The organism is Roseofilum sp. Guam (genome assembly GCF_017746735.1).
Taxonomy (GTDB): domain Bacteria; phylum Cyanobacteriota; class Cyanobacteriia; order Cyanobacteriales; family Desertifilaceae; genus Roseofilum; species Roseofilum reptotaenium.
This window is the reverse complement of the sequence record NZ_JAGHZN010000019.1, coordinates 75,562-92,776: the sequence shown is the minus strand read 5'-3', so window position 1 is coordinate 92,776 and position 17,215 is coordinate 75,562. Positions and strand designations below refer to the sequence as shown.

Here is a 17,215-nt window from a genome sequence, read left to right as displayed (position 1 = left end):
AACCTCCAACAGGAGAACAACCTCCAACAGGAGAACAACCTCCAACAGGAGAACAACCTCCAACAGGAGAACAACCTCCCCAAGATGGTAACTTGAATACCCCTACTAATTCTGCCCCACAAGAGTTTGGGGAGAATGTTGATCGGCTAAATACCAGTAGAGAAGGTTTAGAGAATTCTGTATCTTTGAATGAGCAGTTGGGCAATTTTGGGCCAGAGAGTGACTTGGGAACACAAGGAGATGGTCCTGGAGGAGATGTTGGTGAACCCGGTTCCGATGGTCCTGGAGGTAATTTTGGTGAACCCGGTTCCGATGGTCCTGGAGGAGATCGCGCTCCTGCTCCAGATAGAGAACCCCAAGAGAGATCGCAACCCCAAGCTGGCCCTGAACCCGCAGAAGACCAACCCGGCCCCCGACAACCTAGTGCTCAGGGAGAAGAAGGCCAGGACGCTGGCCAACCCAGCCCAAATGCTCCTGCCGCTGACCGAGTTGCTCGTGTAGAAGGGTTGAGAGAGGCACGAGCCAATGTGCATACGGAGATAGATGCTGGCTATTTCAATGATGCGGTGTTATCCATTGATGGATTATTTAGTGATGAATTATCCGTTTATACTGGAGAAGAATATGAAGTTGATGAGACTGTTCAGTCTGTCGAAAAATTCCAAGAGCGTCTAGCTGAAATTGAGGAACTGACTGGCAAAACAACTGTGATTTCTTATGTGATCGCTCGACCCGATCAACTGGATTTAATCTTAGTCACTCCGAGAGGAGATTCAATCTACACCAGTGTTCCAGAGGCAAAACGAGAGGAGTTACTCGAAGCGATCCAAAACTTCAGAGGCGAATTGACCAATCCTCGTAAACGCAATAGCACCAGTTATTTGCCCTATGCACAAAAACTCTATCAATGGTTAATTGCACCCATAGAAGATCAGTTAGAAGAGGTTGGAGCAGATGTTTTAGTCTTCAGTATGGATGTGGGATTGCGATCGCTCCCTGTGGCAGCTCTGCATGATGGCGAACAATTTCTAGTAGAGAAATATAATTTGGGATTAATTCCTTCGCTATTGCTCACCGATACCCGATACCAATCCTTAGAAAATGCCGAAGTCCTAGCCTTTGGAGCCTCTCAGTTTAGTCAACAAGAACCTTTACCCGCAGTTCCTATCGAGCTTGATACGATCACGAAAGATTTATGGAGAGGCAAATCCTTTTTAAATAACGACTTTACTCTCAATAACTTGATGTCTCAACGCCAGTTTTCCCCTTCGGCGATCGTGCATTTAGCGACCCATGCTGAATTCAAGGCTGGATCTCCTAAAAATTCTTATATTCAACTGTGGAATGAACAACTGACCTTAGATAATTTAAGAACATTAGGATGGGATAATCCCCAAGTTGAACTATTGGTCTTAAGTGCCTGTCGTACCGCAGTTGGCGATCCATCCGCAGAGTTAGGATTTGCAGGATTGGCCGTACAAGCGGGGGTGAAAACGGCTGTAGCGAGTCTTTGGTATGTTTCTGATGAAGGGACATTAGCCCTGATGACCCAATTCTATGATTACTTGAGGAATGCCCAGCTTAAATCCGATGCTCTCCGAGAGGCACAGCTTGCTATGCTTAGGGGTCAAGTGCGTATTGAAGCGGGACAATTACGGGCTACTCGAGGTGGAAATGTTTCTCTGCCTTCAGTATTAGCCAATGTGCCAGAGCGACATTTAGCCCATCCCTATTATTGGTCAGGGTTTACGATGATTGGTTCGCCTTGGTAATTGGAGTATTACAGTTGATGGCTGAGGGAATGACACAGAGGTGTTAAAAGTTAGCTTAATCTCGAAAAAAAGAGGATAGAATGTGGCATTCTATCCTCAAAGACAGGAATCTATGTGGGTCATCCATCCCTTTTCCGGTAAAATGGGGTCTCTATTCGTATCTTTCGAGAAGATGACCGTTAGCTGACTGAGTAAACAGATGTCTGAAGTCTCTAAACCGGCTGGATCGCTAGTGATTATTGGGGGAGCACTCCGGTATAATAATCATGAAATATGGAAGCGAATTGTGGAATTATCCGGGGGAAAAGGGGCTAAAATTGCAGTTTTTCCGACAGCAAGTCGTAATCCTCAAAAGACCAATTATACAGTTAACGCTTTAAATGAACAGGGTGCAGAAGCGATCGCCATTCCGGTAGCGGTAAAAAATCGTGATGTAGATTACCGAGAAGCCGTTTATGACCCCCAACTGTTAGCTCAAGTTCGTGAATGTAATGGGGTCTTTTTCACGGGTGGAGATCAGTCCTATATTACCCAAGCTTTGTATGCAGAATCGGGTGGACATACCCCTATGCTCGATGTCATTTGGGAGATTTATCGTCAAGGAGGTGTGGTTGCTGGAACCAGTGCGGGAGCAGCGATCATGAGTACTACCATGTTTCGCCATCCTCCTGATATTTTAGATGTGATGAAATTTGGGGTTCACTGGGGAAGAGAAATTAATCGAGGGTTAGGCTTTATTGGCCCAGATTTTTTTGTCGATCAGCATTTTTTAGTCCGAGGACGGTTAGGGCGATCGCTCGTCATTATGCAAACTATTGGTTATAAACTGGGATTTGGTATTGATGAAAATACGGCTCTCGTAGTGCAAAATGATGAAGCCGAAGTCATTGGCGATCAAGGGGTACTAGTAATGGATTTATCAGAGTCCTATGATGACCCCAAAATCCCCGAATTCAATCTTGATGGCATTCGACTCAGTTATTTAGGAAAAGGCGATCGCTACCACTTGCAAACCCAAAAAATAAGCTTAAGCCAAATTAAGTTAAATGGTGATAAAATTGACCCGAACGATCCCTATTTTCAGCCTTATATGAGCGGCGATCGCTTCTACCCCGATTTATTAGCCCATAGCGTCCTTGATGATCTCCTTGCTCACCTTATTGATAGTCAACAACAGGAAGCGATTGCTCTAGCGTTTAACCCCTTATCCTCAGATCGCAAAGCCCGTCTAGGTTTTAAGTTTACATTTTGGAAAGGACAAGATAGTCTAGGATATTACACGGGTGCATTGGGCGTAACGAGCTACACAGTTTTAAACATCTATGCTGCGGTAAAACCCATACAGATGAAACCCGTTTTATATGACGAACTGAAGTCACCTTAGATGTTAAAAAGCCCTTTAGAAGTTGGTCGAATTGCTCAACAAAAAAAACGTCGCCAAAACCTGTGGATCGAATTAGGATTGGTCATTGCTATTGCCCTAATCTTAATGATCCTCATGCCGTTTATCCTGTCTCCCTTTCGGTTAAACCTATTGGGGCGATTTCTAGCTTTAGCTATTGTTGCTCTCGGTATCGATGTCATTTGGGGCTTCACGGGACTGTTGAGTTTGGGGCATGGTGTATTTTTTGCCCTGGGAGGTTATGCGATTGCCATGCATATGAAACTACAAATTCCTCCCGACTCCAGTATTCAACTGCCCGAATTTATGACTCTCTATGGAGTCACAGAACTTCCCTGGTTTTGGGAACCTTTTGGCCCCTTTCCAATCGCTGCTTTAGCCGTTATCTTGGTTCCGGCATTATTAGGAGGATTTTTAGGTTATTTAGTCTTCCGAAATCGCATTCGCGGAGTTTACTTTTCTATCCTCACCCAAGCCTCAACCATTGTATTCTTCAACTTTTTCAATGGTCAACAAAAACTGATTAATGGAACTAATGGCCTCACCGACTTTAAAACTCTCCTGGGCTTTACTGTCAACGACCCGAAAACTCAAGTCGGATTTTATCTGATTACTATCCTCTTTTTAGCCCTAACTTATGCCCTGTGCCGTTGGCTGACAAGCGGTCGCTTCGGTCGTCTCTTAATTGCTATTCGCGATGATGAAAGTCGAGTGCGTTTTTCGGGTTATAACCCGACCGGTTACAAAGTTCTCGTGTTTGCTATTTCTGCTGGATTAGCTGGATTAGCTGGGGCCTTATTTACCCTACAAACCGGTATCATTTCTCCCAAAGCGATGGATATTGCTTTCTCAATTGAAATGGTGATCTGGGTTGCTGTGGGAGGAAGAGCAAGTTTAGTTGGTGCAATTTTAGGGGCGCTTTTGGTTAACTTTGCCCGCAGTGGATTAAGCGAACAATTTCCAGAAATTTGGCTGTTTTTCCAAGGAGCATTATTCTTAATTGTGGTGATGGTATTGCCTAGTGGGGTTGTGGGGTGGTTGAGAACCGATGGCTGGAATTGGATACAAGCACGTTTGGGCAACAAAAACGTCGTGACTTATCCCAGTTTAGACCAAGACCCGGAAGTGCAAAGAGAGCGGGAACAGTTTGAAGAAAAATCATGAGCAACGCTATTCTAGAGATTGAAAATTTAACTGTTGATTTTGATGGCTTTAGGGCGCTGAATCAACTTAATTTTAGTATGGAACCCGGGGAACTTCGGGTGATTATTGGTCCGAATGGAGCGGGAAAAACTACGTTTCTAGATGTGATTACAGGCAAAACTCAGCCCACAACCGGACAAGTTCATTTCAAAGGTCTGAATACTCGCCGTTTAGCTGAACATCAAATCGCCCGTTTAGGCATTGGTCGCAAGTTTCAAACCCCACGAGTTTATCTGAATCTCACCCCAAGGGAAAACCTGGAACTAAGCTGTAATCCTAATAAGAACGTATTTTCGACGCTCTTGAGTCGTCCTCCAGGGAGCGATCGCCAGCGCCTGAATCACCTGCTCGAGATTACCGGACTTTCCCTGAAGGGCGATATTCAAGCGGCTCTCTTATCCCATGGGGAAAAACAACGCTTAGAAATTGGCATGTTAGTCGCCCAATCCCCCGATCTTTTATTAGTCGATGAACCGGTTGCGGGGTTAACTGATGAAGAAACGGAACAAACCGGAGATTTATTACTGAGTTTAGCTGAAAGTCACTCCATTATTGTCATTGAGCATGACATGGAATTCGTCCGCCAAATTGCCCGTAAAGTCACCGTCTTACACCAAGGTTCTGTACTTTGTGAAGGCTCCATAGAAGAGGTGCAAAACGATCCACGGGTGATTGAAGTCTACCTCGGACAATCAGAATCAGACGATCCGAAGTCAATAGATTCGCTATAAAGCAGGACATCACAGATCATAGGCGATCAATCTAGACAGTTTCCCCATTACCCCTTACCAGCTTGAAGCACTATAATCATGAACCAAGACCTATCCTCCCAACCCATTTTAAAGGTATCTGGCTTGAATGTTTATTATGGAGAAAGTCATATTCTACGGAATGTGGACTTAGGAGTGAAACCGGGCCAAATGGTCTGTTTAATTGGTCGTAATGGGGTGGGGAAAACGACCCTGCTCAAGACCATTATGGGAGTGTTAAAACCTCGCAGTGGTGATATTTATTTAGAAAAGCAAAGTATTGTCGGTCTGTCCCCCGATCGCCGCGCTAAACTCGGTATTGGGTATGTGCCCCAAGGTCGGGAGATTATCCCCAGAGTCACCGTCAAAGAAAACCTGCTCCTAGGTTTGGAGTCTGGACGTGCAGGGAAAAAGAAGGAGATCCCCCCCTATATTTACGAGCTATTTCCCGTTCTAGAGAGCATGTTATGGCGCATGGGAGGGGACTTGAGTGGAGGACAACAACAACAATTGGCGATCGCCCGCGCTCTCATGGGCCGTCCGCAACTCCTGGTTCTTGATGAACCAACTGAAGGCATTCAACCCTCGATTATCCTCGAAATTGAAGCAGCCGTGCGTAAAATTATTGAAACGACAGGGATCTCTGTACTCCTGGTTGAACAGCATCTGCACTTTGTCCGTCAAGCTGACTGGTATTACGCCATGCAGAAAGGGGGGATTGTTGCCTCCGGGCCAACTGAAGAACTCAGTCAAGATGTGATTCAGGAATTTCTAGCCGTTTAGAGAAACGACCAGACTAAAATGGCGATCGTCACTATAAACGCAATATGATTAATCCAATCATCAGAAGTCCAGTCTTTAAACATAATCAGTCTTCATTTAAGGTCTAGAGTCTACAGCGTAGATTATAGCGCTCTGTGATAAGTTAGGGAGGAGGTCCTCTAGCAATAGGCAATAGGGAAAATCAGATTTTCCCCTTTTCTTAAATTCCTTAATATTATGGCGATTGAAATTGAACGCAAATTTCTAGTAAATGGGGAAAGTTGGCGTGGATTAGGTACAGCCACCCACTATCACCAAGGTTATATTCGCACTCAAAATCATCAGACCGTTCGTGTGCGGATTGCTGGCGATCGCGGCTACTTAACCCTGAAATCCTTAGCCTCTGGGTCTTCTGGCATTCATCGCTTAGAATATGAATATCCAATTCCCTTAGAAGATGCTCAGGAAATGCTAGAGTATTTGTGCGATCGCCCCCAAATCGACAAAATTCGCTATACCCTAAATTGGGGTGGCATGGTTTGGGAAATTGATGAATTCGCTGGAGAAAATCAAGGATTAATTCTGGCAGAAGTTGAACTCGCCGATGCCAATCAAGACATTGAATTACCCGAATGGGTCGGTCAAGAAGTTTCCGAAGATCACCGTTATTTTAACTCTTATTTAGCGAACCATCCCTATAGTCAATGGAAACCTTAAGGAATACCCTAATATTCCAAGTTTTACCCGACTCGATCGATCAATAGTATGCAAGCGGAAAAGCCTGAATCTCACTTAGATGTCAAGAGGGCACGATCGCAGTGCATCAAAAAGCCCAGAGAACGGGGTCATATTCTAGGTAATCTGTAACGGTGGAGCCGATCGCCTCAATCTCCTCTAGTTCTGCCTCCGAAAGCTGCATTTCTGCGGCGATCGCGTTATCTTGCACTTGTTGGACATTGCGAAAACCGGCGATCGCATGGGTGCGCGGTTGAGCCATGACCCACGCCAGAGCCAGTTGTGCTAAAGTACACGCTTTTTGAGCAGCGATAGGGCGTAATTGTTCTAGGGCCTGTTGTACTCGTTGGTAGTGATCTCGATTGACAAACAGCTTGTTTTTCGCCCGATGATCGCCAGGAGGAAATTGATGATCCGGACCGAATTTACCCGTGAGTAATCCTTGGCAGAGGGGAGAATAGGCAAGAATTGACCAATTCTGCTCGATGCAATAGTTTTGAATTTCCCCTTCAATGGCGCGCCAAAACAGGGAATAGGGGGGTTGTAAACTGTCAATGGGGCCATATTGCCCTGCTTCTTCCATTTGCGCCACAGAAAAATTAGACACCCCGATCGCCCGAATTTTGCCCTGTTGCTTTAACTCGACCATGGCTTGCATCGTTTCGGCGATCGGTACGATCTCACTTCCCCAACTGCCAGAGGGCCAATGCAATTGATACAAATCAATATAATCCGTTTGTAAATTCCTTAACGACTGCTCGCAGGCCGCGATCGCTGCATCATAGCGAAAATCACTCACCCATAACTTAGTCACAAAAACCATCTGATCTCGCACATCCCGCAACGCTCTGGCTACCAGACGCTCAGAATCCCCATTCCCATACTCGGATGCCGTATCGACCGTCGTTATTCCCGCCTCGAAACCCGCTCTTAGCCCTTCAATCAGCTCCTCCTCATCCGTACCGGCCCACATGCCTTTATCCGCTTGCCAAGTCCCCATAATAATGGGTGTAATCTCAATCTCCGTATTGCCTAAAACATAAGTTTGCATGATTCTCCCTCCTTCACTAATTTAGAACCGGTTGTTTTCAGCAACTATGTCCTTCATTGTTGTGCTTTAGCGCAGCAACAAACCTAGTATTCTTAAGCGCGAGAAGCCCTCAATTGCCCACAAGCAGCATCCGCCTCTAAACCCCGCGAATAGCGCACACTCACCGCAATATGGTGCTTCGTCAAAATCTCCTGAAATTGCTGAATGCGCTCGCTATTGGGACGCTGATAATCAACTTCACTAATGGGATTGTAAGGAATTAAATTAACATGATTTTGAAATCCCCGTAGGAGGTGGGCCAATTCCACAGCATGTTGGGGCAGATCGTTCACGCCTCCCAATAAAATATATTCAAACGTAATCCGCCGGCCAGTAAGCTTAACGTACTCCCGACATTCATCCATTAATTGGGGCAGCGCATATCGCAGAGCGCTGGGAATTAATTTTTCTCTCAACGCTTGATTTGAGGCGTGGAGACTGACCGCGAGGGTAATTTGCAGTTGAGCTTTGGCGAATTGGCGAATCCGTTTAGCAATACCAACCGTAGAAACAGTCATTTGTCGTTGGCCAATCCCCACATCTTTATTTAAACAGTGGAGCGATTTTAAGACAGAATCCAAGTTGAGTAGGGGTTCACCCATTCCCATAAAGACAATATGACTGACGCGCCGCCCAAAGTCATTTTGCACCGTTAAGACTTGATCGACAATTTCGTGGGATTGGAGATGGCGGACAAATCCCCCTTTACCCGTAGCACAGAAATCGCAACCCATGGCACATCCGACTTGGGAGGAAACACAGACGGTGAGCCGTTTAGCAGTAGGAATACCGACGGTCTCAATAATTTCTCCGTCTTGGAGTTGCAGGAGATATTTAATCGTACCATCGGGGGCGATCGCTCGATAATGGAGCGTAGAACGACCGATATTAACCTGAGCCATTTCCTGTCGCCAAGCTTGGGGAAATACCGTAATTTCTGGCAGCGATCGCGCCCCTTTTTGATAAAGCCACTGGTGTAATTGGCGGCCTCGATAGGCAGGTTGCCCGCAATCTTGAACCCAAGTGGTGAGAGACTCTAAGGATTGACCGAGTAAGGGGGAGTCTAGAACAGGAGATGATATAACTGGAGAATTGATATTAGATGCTTTCGGGGAAAGAGACATTGATGATTGGTCTTGAGATTGGGTGGAATAGTTCTATTTTGCCCTTAGCCTTTGAATTTGCCTCTCCTGGCCCGATTATTTTCCAAATTGGTAATTTGGCGATCCGTTGGTATGGCTTGTTAATTGCTTCGGCAGTCTTGTTGGGAGTAACCTTGTCCCAGTATTTGGCTCAACGTCGTGGTGTGCATCCCGATGCGATCTCAGATGTAGCGATTTGGTTAGTGCTGGGGGCGATTCCTGCGGCGAGACTGTACTATGTGTTATTCCAATGGCCCAATTATGCTGACCGTCCAGGGGAGATCTTCGCTATTTGGAAAGGGGGAATCGCCATTCATGGAGCGATTTTAGGAGGACTGTTGGCTGTATTGATTTTTGCACGACTGAACCGGATTTCGTTTTGGATGTTAACAGATTTAGTTGCTCCGTCTCTAATTTTGGGACAGGCGATCGGGCGCTGGGGTAACTTTTTTAATTCAGAAGCCTTTGGTAAACCGACAGATTTACCCTGGAAGTTATTTATTCCCGTCGATCGCCGTCCCCTAGAATATGTTGAATTTGACTATTTCCACCCCACGTTTCTTTATGAATCTCTCTGGAATTTGTTGGTTTTTACTCTGCTTCTGGCACTATTCTTTTATAGCTTAAACCGCAAACCGCCCCTGAAACTGGGTACGATATTTATGGTGTATATGATTGCCTATAGCCTAGGTCGGGTCTGGATTGAGGGACTGCGTACCGATAGCTTAATGTTGGCAGAGTTCAGAATTGCCCAGTTGGTGAGTTTAGGGGCAATTTCTTTGGGGGTTTTGGGCTTAGTTTGGCTTTATGGCTTCGATCGCCCGTTGCCGGATGTAGTGTCTACGACAGATAACAATGCCTAAATTGCAGCCAATGAGCCAAAAAAAGCCCCGGAGGCTAACCTCCAGGGGCTGGATCAGGGTGCATCTACCATTTCTTTATTCCCTTGAATACCAGAACCGATCCGGAAGACTTGACCGATTTTTATTCATTTGTCTGTTCATAACCTAGGAAAAGAGCACGTGGAATTCTTATTACGTCTATCTCGGAATATCGATCGCCTGAATGAGCGCATTGGCAGAGCGGCCTATTGGCTCACTTTGGTGATGGTCGGAGTCGGTTCTTGGAATGTCTTTGGACGCTATGTGGGGCGGGCAGTTGGGCAAAATCTTAGCTCCAATGCCCTTTTGGAAATTCAATGGTATCTGTTCGATTTGGTGTTTCTTTTAGGCACAGCTTATACCCTGAAACACAACAATCATGTACGGGTGGATGTGATCCAAAGTCGCTTAACTCCGAAACAAAAAGCCTGGGTAGATTTAGTGGGTTCCCTACTCTTTTTAATTCCGTTTTGTACGATGATTCTCTTCTATTCTACTGGGTCAGTTGTCAACTCTTGGAAACTGCTAGAAAACTCCCCCGATCCTGGTGGTTTGGTGCGCTACCCGATTAAAACCATGATTTTGGTGAGTTTTGGTTTACTGATTCTACAAGGAATTTCCCAAGCAATTAAAAACTTAGACTTTGTTGTCAACCACTCCGACAAAACCGACTAATAACCAGTTTTCCCTATTCTCGATTACCGATTACTAGCCCATTTGATGATAGGGTATTCACATTCTGTTTCCCCTCATCTGACATGGCTTTGGATTGGCTTGGCCCTCTTATGTTTGTCGGAGCGCTGTTTCTGCTGGCGATCGGTTATCCGGTAGCTTTTTCCCTTGGCGCTACTGCTCTTCTGTTTACCCTCATCGGTATGGCAGTGGGGACGTTTGACCCTATCTTGTGGTCAGCGATGCCCGAGCAGATTTTCGGCATCATGAAGAATTTTACCCTGCTGGCGATTCCCTATTTTATTTTCATTGGTTCGATGCTGGAAAAGTCCGGTATTGCCGAGAATTTGCTGGAAACCATGGGGATTTTGTTTGGCAGAGTGCGGGGAGGTTTAGCGATCGCCGTTATCCTAGTTGGAGCGCTTTTAGCTGCAACCACCGGAGTCGTCGCAGCAACCGTCGTGGCAATGGGTTTGATTTCTTTACCGACAATGCTGCGCTATGGGTACGATCGCTCCCTCGCTGCGGGAGTGATTACAGCATCGGGAACTCTAGGACAAATTATCCCCCCTAGCGTCGTGTTAGTGGTACTCGGAGACCAGTTAGGGGTATCCGTTGGGGATCTATTTATGGGGTCATTAATTCCCGGTTTGTTGATGACCACAGCCTTTTTAATCCATGTATTGGTTATTGCTAATATCCGTCCCGATCTGGCTCCCCCCCTTCCGGCTGAAGTCCGCAAAGCGCCAGGGTTGGGAATGCGCGTCCTCAAAGTGATGATTCCGCCCATTTTACTGATCTTCATGATTTTGGGGAGTATCTTCTTTGGCATTGCCACTCCCACAGAAGCGGGTGCAGTGGGCTGTTTAGGGGCGATCGCCTTAGCCTCTGCCAATCACCAACTCACTTGGACCAGTTTGCAGGAAGTCTGCGATGTCACCTTACGCACCACTTGTATGGTGGTATTTATCTTAATCGGCTCCAAAGCCTTTAGTTTAGTCTTTCGCGGTTTAGGGGGAGAGCGTCTAGTCCGGGAATGGTTTACGAATCTACCGGGAGGAGCGATCGGATTTCTCATCATCAGTATGGCGATCGTCTTTATCCTGGGCTTTTTCATTGATTTCTTTGAAATCGTCTTTATCGTCGTTCCCATGTTTGTCCCCATCGCCCAACAATTTAACTTAGATTTGGTTTGGTTTGGCGTAATTTTAGGAGCCAATATGCAAACCTCTTTCCTCACCCCTCCCTTCGGCTTTGCCCTCTTCTATCTACGCGGTGTCGCCCCCCCAGAAGTGCGAACGGAGGAAATTTACCAAGGAGCTATTCCGTTTATTATTCTGCAATTAATTGTGATGGTGTTACTGATTCTTGTCCCTGGTATTGTGAGCTTTTTACCTTCGTTGAAGTTGTAATCCCATTTCTCTTTAAGCTTGCCACTAATGTATCCTGAGGAAACAAGGGACTTAGAGCAACCTATTAAGGGCATCTTCATAGAGAAATGGGATTAGGGCCAGAACACTAACCGTTGAATATACGGCTGCGCCATTTATTCAAGCGAGCTTCTCCAATAGTGGCGTAGCGTCGGGTTTCAGCAAGCTGTTCTTGCAACAAGGCAATCAGAGCTGATTGTGCATCTGCCTGTTGTTTTGTTGCAGGGAAGCCGATGTCTCCTCAGAAGCAGAGACCACCGAAGAGCGCCAATCACTTTTGGCTTGTGTTGCTCCGATCGCCGCAAAGGGGCGTAAATCGGCCAATTGCTTTTGCAAGCGATCGATTTCCTCCGCTTGCTCCTGCATCCTTTGCTGCAAAGCCAGGTCGTTAGCGGCTTGCTCTGCTGTAATGCGTGTTGTCGTCATGAACTGATACTTAGGTCTGAGCACCTCTGCCAGGATTTCACTGACATCCTTGACCTTGAGCTGTCCATAGGGCGAATTTTGGATCAGGGCACGGGTCAATTGTGGTTTATTTTGAGTGGCCAAATCCTTATCGCTACTCGAAGCACTCCGCAGTAATTGCAACATATTCGTAAATTCCAGCATCGATTGCCCTGGCTGGGTGCGATAGCCCCGATAATAGGGTACAATGCTTTCCCCAAAGGTCGTCTGATACTCATCGCTATCCAAATAAGTATCAATATCGGCCTCAAACCCGCTCTGGTCCAAAACGGTGCTGTGGTAGCGCATTTCCTCGAAATTATCAGGCGCGCGTCCGAGTAGATGCTTAAAGTTCAGCTCGATTGCCCGGTATCGATAGCAATTTTCAAAGAAACGGGAACGATAGAGATCTGACTTGGCCACCTGGCGGACAAATTCGCGCACACTCAATTGTCCCCGTTTCAGTTGGGACTCAGGAACGGTAAGCCGCTCGCTTTCCATCACATGGGCATTGCCCAACACCTGGCGGTAAACTGCTCGGATCGCGATCTGGGCATCAGTATCCGAGAAACCAGAACACAGTTCAACCGGTGCGGTTTCCTTAAAAGGCTGGTATGCCTGATAGAATTGCGCCGATCGATCCTCTGATGGTGCGATAATCCCCATGGAATTCCTCCAACTTAATATAAAATGTGAATAAACTTTTGTCTGCTTATTAAAAGTCGCGCAAGACAAGCTTAACAGCATGGCATGACAATATCAATGCTTAAAAGCTGTAAGGATCTGCAAAATCATTTATTCTCAAATAAAGCATTCATACCAATTCTCTATTTTGATGAATATCTTGTTTTTAGGTGCGGGTGTCATTTTAGCGTTAATGACGATCTCCATTATCCTCGATCTGGTTACCGCTCGTCGCTATGAGTCCTCCGCTTCCGTCGCCAACACCTACGACCAATAGACAGAAGAAGGGATATTAGAATTTTACTGGGGCGAACCTCAAGGGGTTACAAGGCAGCTCAAAGGTCGCTATAGCGACCTTTTTCGGTGGTATTTTGCTGAAAACATCAACTGAAAGTTGGCGATCGCTAAAAGAGGTAAAGTAGTTATGAGGAGATAATGACTTGAGAATGGGTTTGACAAGATTGGTAAAAGAATCTACCATAGGCGAGAATATTATTTAAATATTTGATGATAGAATACCATATTTTATCCTCTTTTTTTCGGCATTAAGCTAACATTCAACACTTCTGGTACATTGGCTACCAAATTAGATGAGCTTACCCTGTGTTTTATGCCCCGTTTTATCCTTAACTATCTCCCTGTGTTTTTCCGGCAACCATTCCTGAATTTATCCATAACTATTAAATCCTTTTGCTTCCTTAGAATTTGGAACAAAGGCTTCTGCTAATTTCATTTTGATATCGCTGTATATTTATATATCTTCTGATTCTAGCAAACATTGATGAAAGAGAGCGTTTATAACAGCAAAGAGTCGATCTAAATCACTGGTAATATAAGGAACTGAGTTACGGGTAAATTCATCTCCTTTGAGTTGTCCAAACTCCCAGACTCGACCATTAGAAACAATGCCAATAATTTTCTGTTCCCAATCTTCATTTATTTTCTGAATAGCTACCAATTCAGCCAGACATTGCCCCCACCCTTCCTCAAATTTATCTTGTTTGGCTTCGATAACCAGAAAATAGGGTTTATCAAAAATGAGATGACCTAAAGGATTGAGTCGAGCAACCACATAATCGGGTTGCCCGTAAAGGGTTTCATCATAAGTGAGTGTGGGGTGACTCCACAAGACTAATTTATCATAATAGGCTTTCCAAACTTCCTTTAAGATGGGGTAAATTAAGTTTTCACAAATGGCATATTCGGAATGATAAATGGCTCCATGGGTGAGGATAAAATCTAGGTCTTTGCGAAAACTTTCCTCAACCGTAAAGGGTACCTCTTGTACAAAGTTGGCGATACGATACTTGATTTGGAATTTTTGGGCGACATCAGCGATACTTTTATATTGGCTAAAAGGCATGAATACAGCCTCCTATAGCGCGTAGCTTCATTCTTGTATCATACCTTGGCCGGCTAACCAGCCAGTTGTCCAAGCATTTTGGAAGTTGAAGCCGCCGGTAATGCCGTCGATATCGAGAATTTCACCGGCAAAATGCAGGCCGGGACAACAGCGACTTTCTAGGGTTTTAAAGTTGACTTCTTTGAGGGGAATGCCGCCACAAGTGACAAATTCTTCTTTGAAAACGCCTTTGCCACTAATTTGATAGTGGTCTTGAGTAAGGGTTTGTAGGAGTTTATTCAGTTGTGTTTTGGAGAATTGCGCCCACTGTAGACGATCGCCAATTCCCCCTTTTTCCAGTAAATATTGCCACAGACGACGAGGAATCGGAACGGGACAATTCGCCCATAGGGTTTTTGCCCCTAATTGGGATTTAACCTTTAGCAGCAGTTCTCGCACATCATCCGGTCGAGATTGGGGTAACCAATTGACCCTCAAAGAGGTTTGATACTGAGTTTGTTTTAAATCTCTTGCGCCCCAAGCGGATAGCTTCAAAATTGCCGGGCCGCTGAATCCCCAATGGGTGATTAAAACCGGGCCGGTTTGGGTTAATTTTAGGTCTGGTAATTCGACTCGCGCTTCGGTGACCGAAATTCCGCTTAACTCGCGCAGGGCAGCATTATTAATTTTGAACGTAAACAGCGAAGGAACGGGAGGAATGAGGGTATGGCCGAGACGTTGAGCGAGTTGATATCCGCTCGGATGACTTCCCGTTGCGAGCAAAAGGCGATTGCCCTTCAGTTCCAGCAACTCTTGACCCGACTTCACCTGTACCCGAAACTGACGATCTTCTGTATTCACTCCCAGTACTGGGGAACGGGTATGGATCTCGACTCCCAGGGTTTTCGCTTGTTGGATTAAACAATTGGCGATCGTCTGGGAATCATCGGTGACGGGGAACATGCGGCCATCGCTTTCCGTTTTTAGAGAAACTCCGTGTGACTCAAACCAGGCGATCGTATCGCTCGGTTGAAACCGGGTAAACGCCCCCCGCAAGGCCTTTGCTCCCCTGGGATAGGACTGCACCAGAGCGGCCGGATCGAAGCAAGCATGAGTCACATTACACCGGCCTCCTCCAGAAATCAGCACCTTAGATAACAGGGTTTTGCCCGCTTCCAGGAGCATCACCTCAGTGTGGGGATGAGCAGTTTTGCAGGATATGGCTGCAAAAAAACCGGCCGCTCCCCCTCCAATAATCAAGATCCCATCATTACCCATTAATCTTCTGGTTCAAAATCCTCTTTACCCACACCACAAACTGGACAGACCCAATCATCGGGAATATCTTCAAACGCTGTACCAGGTTTAATCCCACTATCGGGATCTCCTTCTTCGGGATCGTAGACATAGGCACAAACCGTGCAAACGTATTTTTTCATAACTCCCCCTTGAATCTCTGAATAATCCCGATTCTAAGCCTTCACCATCTCTGTAAACCGAATCTTAAGATAATCTTCCTCCATTTTCGCCCCGGATGGATTTAAAGCGGCCAAAGATTGGGGTAAAACCAAATTGCGCCGATGGTTACCAATGCGTACATTTAACTCATCTCCGGTTTTATTCAACTGGATTTGGTCTTTGGGAATACCGGGTAAATATAATTCCAGGCTATAGTGATCCTTATTTTGTACCACTCGAATCGTATTTTCTTCGTAGTAAACCTGAGTCGGGTCTTCCTCTTTATAGAGTGTTTCCTTCAAGCGCTCCAAGGATTCTAAGCCACACATTTCATCAGAGAATAGAGGCACTTCTTTGACGGGAAGCGGACTAAAATTTTCATGGATTTCTTGGCGATATTCCTGTTGATGAGCTTTCCAACGTTGGAAAAAGGGGTCATTGACTTCATCGGGAATAATGCGATTAGCCACAACCATATCAGTAGAAACATTATACAAACTTAAATAGGCATGGGCGCGTAAAGATTCCTTAATTACCATTTTCTCTGGATTGGTCACCAAGCGTACCGAGGTTTGCTGATTATCGGTTAAAACGCGCTCTAGTTCTTCGATCTGCTCGTAAAATTCATAGGGCGCATCCATCACTTCTTTATTGGGTAGGGAAAATCCGGCGATGGGCTTAAACAGGGGTTCAACAAGGGGTCTAAGCGCTACAGACATCCCCTGCAAGGGCTTGTAAAACCGTCTCATGTACCACCCCCCAACTTCGGGAATACTCAGCAATCTGAGGGCCGTTCCAGTAGGAGCAGAGTCGATAATGAGGACATCATATTTGCCTTCGTCATAATGGCGTTTCATGCGGACTAAGCCAAAAATCTCATCCATTCCCGGCAAAATAGCCAGTTCTTCCGCTTGCACCCCATCTAAACCTCGCGCTTGCAGGACTTCGGTAATGTAGCGTTTCACGGCTCCCCAATTGCCTTCTAGCTCCATGAGAGCATCGAGTTCTGCCCCCCAAAGGTTGGGTTTGACTAATCGCGCTTCGTGACCTAATTCTAGATCGAAACTATCGGCGAGGGAGTGGGCAGGATCGGTACTTAAAACTAGGGTTTTATAGCCGAGTTCTGCACAACGTAAGCCAGTTGCTGCTGCGACGGAGGTTTTCCCGACTCCGCCTTTCCCGGTCATTAAGATTACACGCATGGGTGGTTTGGCTTTTTCTGAAAATGGTTTACACTTCTTTACTTTACCGGGTTTTACCAGCGATCGCACCCCTTAGCGATAGACAGGATTCATCCAAGATGCGCCCCAGTTCTATTTAATCCCTCTTCTGTCAAACTGGGAAAACACTGCCGCATCCGCGATCGCGACGTTTTTTCCTAACAGAAACTCAAAAATCTAGTCAGATCGGCAAATGTCTCTGTCTATAAGGGGATACAGCGATCGCGAG

General features: G+C 45.9%; 17 protein-coding genes. 10 read left to right on the top strand and 7 right to left on the bottom strand.

Going from position 1 to position 17,215, the window contains the following annotated elements:
• The 6 genes from J7529_RS09425 to J7529_RS09400 form a co-directional block, all read left to right on the top strand.
• The coding region (locus J7529_RS09425) for a CHAT domain-containing protein (RefSeq protein WP_318728761.1) at window positions 1-1,772 on the top strand (1,772 nt) is incomplete at its 5' end.
• 199 nt (window positions 1,773-1,971) lie between these two features.
• A complete protein-coding gene (locus J7529_RS09420; RefSeq protein ID WP_318728760.1) occupies window positions 1,972-3,156 on the top strand; it encodes a cyanophycinase in 1,185 nt (394 codons plus the stop codon).
• Window positions 3,157-4,338, top strand: coding sequence for an urea ABC transporter permease subunit UrtC (urtC, locus tag J7529_RS09415; RefSeq protein ID WP_318728759.1), 1,182 nt, complete (start codon window positions 3,157-3,159; stop codon window positions 4,336-4,338).
• Window positions 4,335-5,108, top strand: coding sequence for an urea ABC transporter ATP-binding protein UrtD (gene urtD / locus J7529_RS09410; protein WP_318728758.1), 774 nt, complete (start codon window positions 4,335-4,337; stop codon window positions 5,106-5,108). The genes urtC and urtD overlap by 4 nt, the downstream gene beginning before the upstream one ends.
• Before the next feature lie 78 nt (window positions 5,109-5,186).
• The gene (urtE, locus tag J7529_RS09405; RefSeq protein ID WP_318728757.1) at window positions 5,187-5,909 is read left to right on the top strand and encodes an urea ABC transporter ATP-binding subunit UrtE; all 723 of its coding nucleotides are present in this window, start codon (window positions 5,187-5,189) and stop codon (window positions 5,907-5,909) included.
• A gap of 216 nt (window positions 5,910-6,125) precedes the next feature.
• Complete coding sequence (locus J7529_RS09400; protein ID WP_271944554.1) at window positions 6,126-6,605, top strand: CYTH domain-containing protein; 480 nt, start codon at window positions 6,126-6,128, stop codon at window positions 6,603-6,605.
• A gap of 106 nt (window positions 6,606-6,711) precedes the next feature.
• Here the strand turns inward: J7529_RS09400 and J7529_RS09395 are convergent, their stop codons facing one another.
• Together J7529_RS09395 and rlmN are read right to left on the bottom strand one after the other, a co-directional pair.
• Window positions 6,712-7,674, bottom strand: a complete 963-nt coding sequence (locus tag J7529_RS09395) for an aldo/keto reductase (protein WP_318728756.1) — start codon at window positions 7,672-7,674, stop codon at window positions 6,712-6,714.
• A 92-nt stretch (window positions 7,675-7,766) separates the two neighbouring features.
• Window positions 7,767-8,837 carry a 23S rRNA (adenine(2503)-C(2))-methyltransferase RlmN gene (rlmN, locus tag J7529_RS09390; protein WP_318728755.1) on the bottom strand — a complete coding sequence of 357 codons (1,071 nt, stop codon included), beginning with the start codon at window positions 8,835-8,837 and terminating at the stop codon, window positions 7,767-7,769.
• A gap of 2 nt (window positions 8,838-8,839) precedes the next feature.
• Between rlmN and lgt the strand changes: the two genes are divergently transcribed.
• The 3 genes from lgt (at window position 8,840) to J7529_RS09375 (ending at window position 11,820) form a co-directional block, all read left to right on the top strand.
• Entirely contained in the window at window positions 8,840-9,718 is an 879-nt protein-coding gene (lgt, locus tag J7529_RS09385; protein ID WP_318728754.1) for a prolipoprotein diacylglyceryl transferase, read from the top strand.
• A 159-nt stretch (window positions 9,719-9,877) separates the two neighbouring features.
• The gene (locus J7529_RS09380) at window positions 9,878-10,411 is read left to right on the top strand and encodes a TRAP transporter small permease subunit (protein ID WP_271944561.1); all 534 of its coding nucleotides are present in this window, start codon (window positions 9,878-9,880) and stop codon (window positions 10,409-10,411) included.
• 83 nt (window positions 10,412-10,494) lie between these two features.
• The gene (locus tag J7529_RS09375; protein WP_318728753.1) at window positions 10,495-11,820 is read left to right on the top strand and encodes a TRAP transporter large permease subunit; all 1,326 of its coding nucleotides are present in this window, start codon (window positions 10,495-10,497) and stop codon (window positions 11,818-11,820) included.
• Between the two features lie 204 nt (window positions 11,821-12,024).
• Here the strand turns inward: J7529_RS09375 and J7529_RS09370 are convergent, their stop codons facing one another.
• The gene (locus tag J7529_RS09370) at window positions 12,025-12,948 is read right to left on the bottom strand and encodes a phycobilisome rod-core linker polypeptide (RefSeq protein WP_318728752.1); all 924 of its coding nucleotides are present in this window, start codon (window positions 12,946-12,948) and stop codon (window positions 12,025-12,027) included.
• Between the two features lie 169 nt (window positions 12,949-13,117).
• Here J7529_RS09370 and J7529_RS09365 point away from each other — a divergent pair, with 169 nt between their 5' ends.
• Complete coding sequence (locus tag J7529_RS09365) at window positions 13,118-13,243, top strand: hypothetical protein (RefSeq protein WP_271944566.1); 126 nt, start codon at window positions 13,118-13,120, stop codon at window positions 13,241-13,243.
• 474 nt (window positions 13,244-13,717) lie between these two features.
• Here the strand turns inward: J7529_RS09365 and J7529_RS09360 are convergent, their stop codons facing one another.
• The 4 genes from J7529_RS09360 to J7529_RS09345 are packed head-to-tail and all read right to left on the bottom strand — an operon-like array spanning window position 13,718 to window position 16,968.
• Complete coding sequence (locus J7529_RS09360) at window positions 13,718-14,329, bottom strand: hypothetical protein (RefSeq protein WP_318728751.1); 612 nt, start codon at window positions 14,327-14,329, stop codon at window positions 13,718-13,720.
• 27 nt (window positions 14,330-14,356) lie between these two features.
• Window positions 14,357-15,586, bottom strand: a complete 1,230-nt coding sequence (locus J7529_RS09355) for an NAD(P)/FAD-dependent oxidoreductase (protein WP_318728750.1) — start codon at window positions 15,584-15,586, stop codon at window positions 14,357-14,359.
• Window positions 15,586-15,747 (bottom strand): rubredoxin, encoded by a 162-nt coding sequence (gene rd / locus J7529_RS09350; protein WP_271944573.1) that lies wholly within the window; start codon window positions 15,745-15,747, stop codon window positions 15,586-15,588. Before rd ends, J7529_RS09355 begins: the two co-directional genes overlap by 1 nt.
• Window positions 15,748-15,780: 33 nt before the next feature.
• The gene (locus J7529_RS09345; protein ID WP_271944575.1) at window positions 15,781-16,968 is read right to left on the bottom strand and encodes a TRC40/GET3/ArsA family transport-energizing ATPase; all 1,188 of its coding nucleotides are present in this window, start codon (window positions 16,966-16,968) and stop codon (window positions 15,781-15,783) included.
• Between the last annotated feature and the right edge of the window lie 247 nt (window positions 16,969-17,215).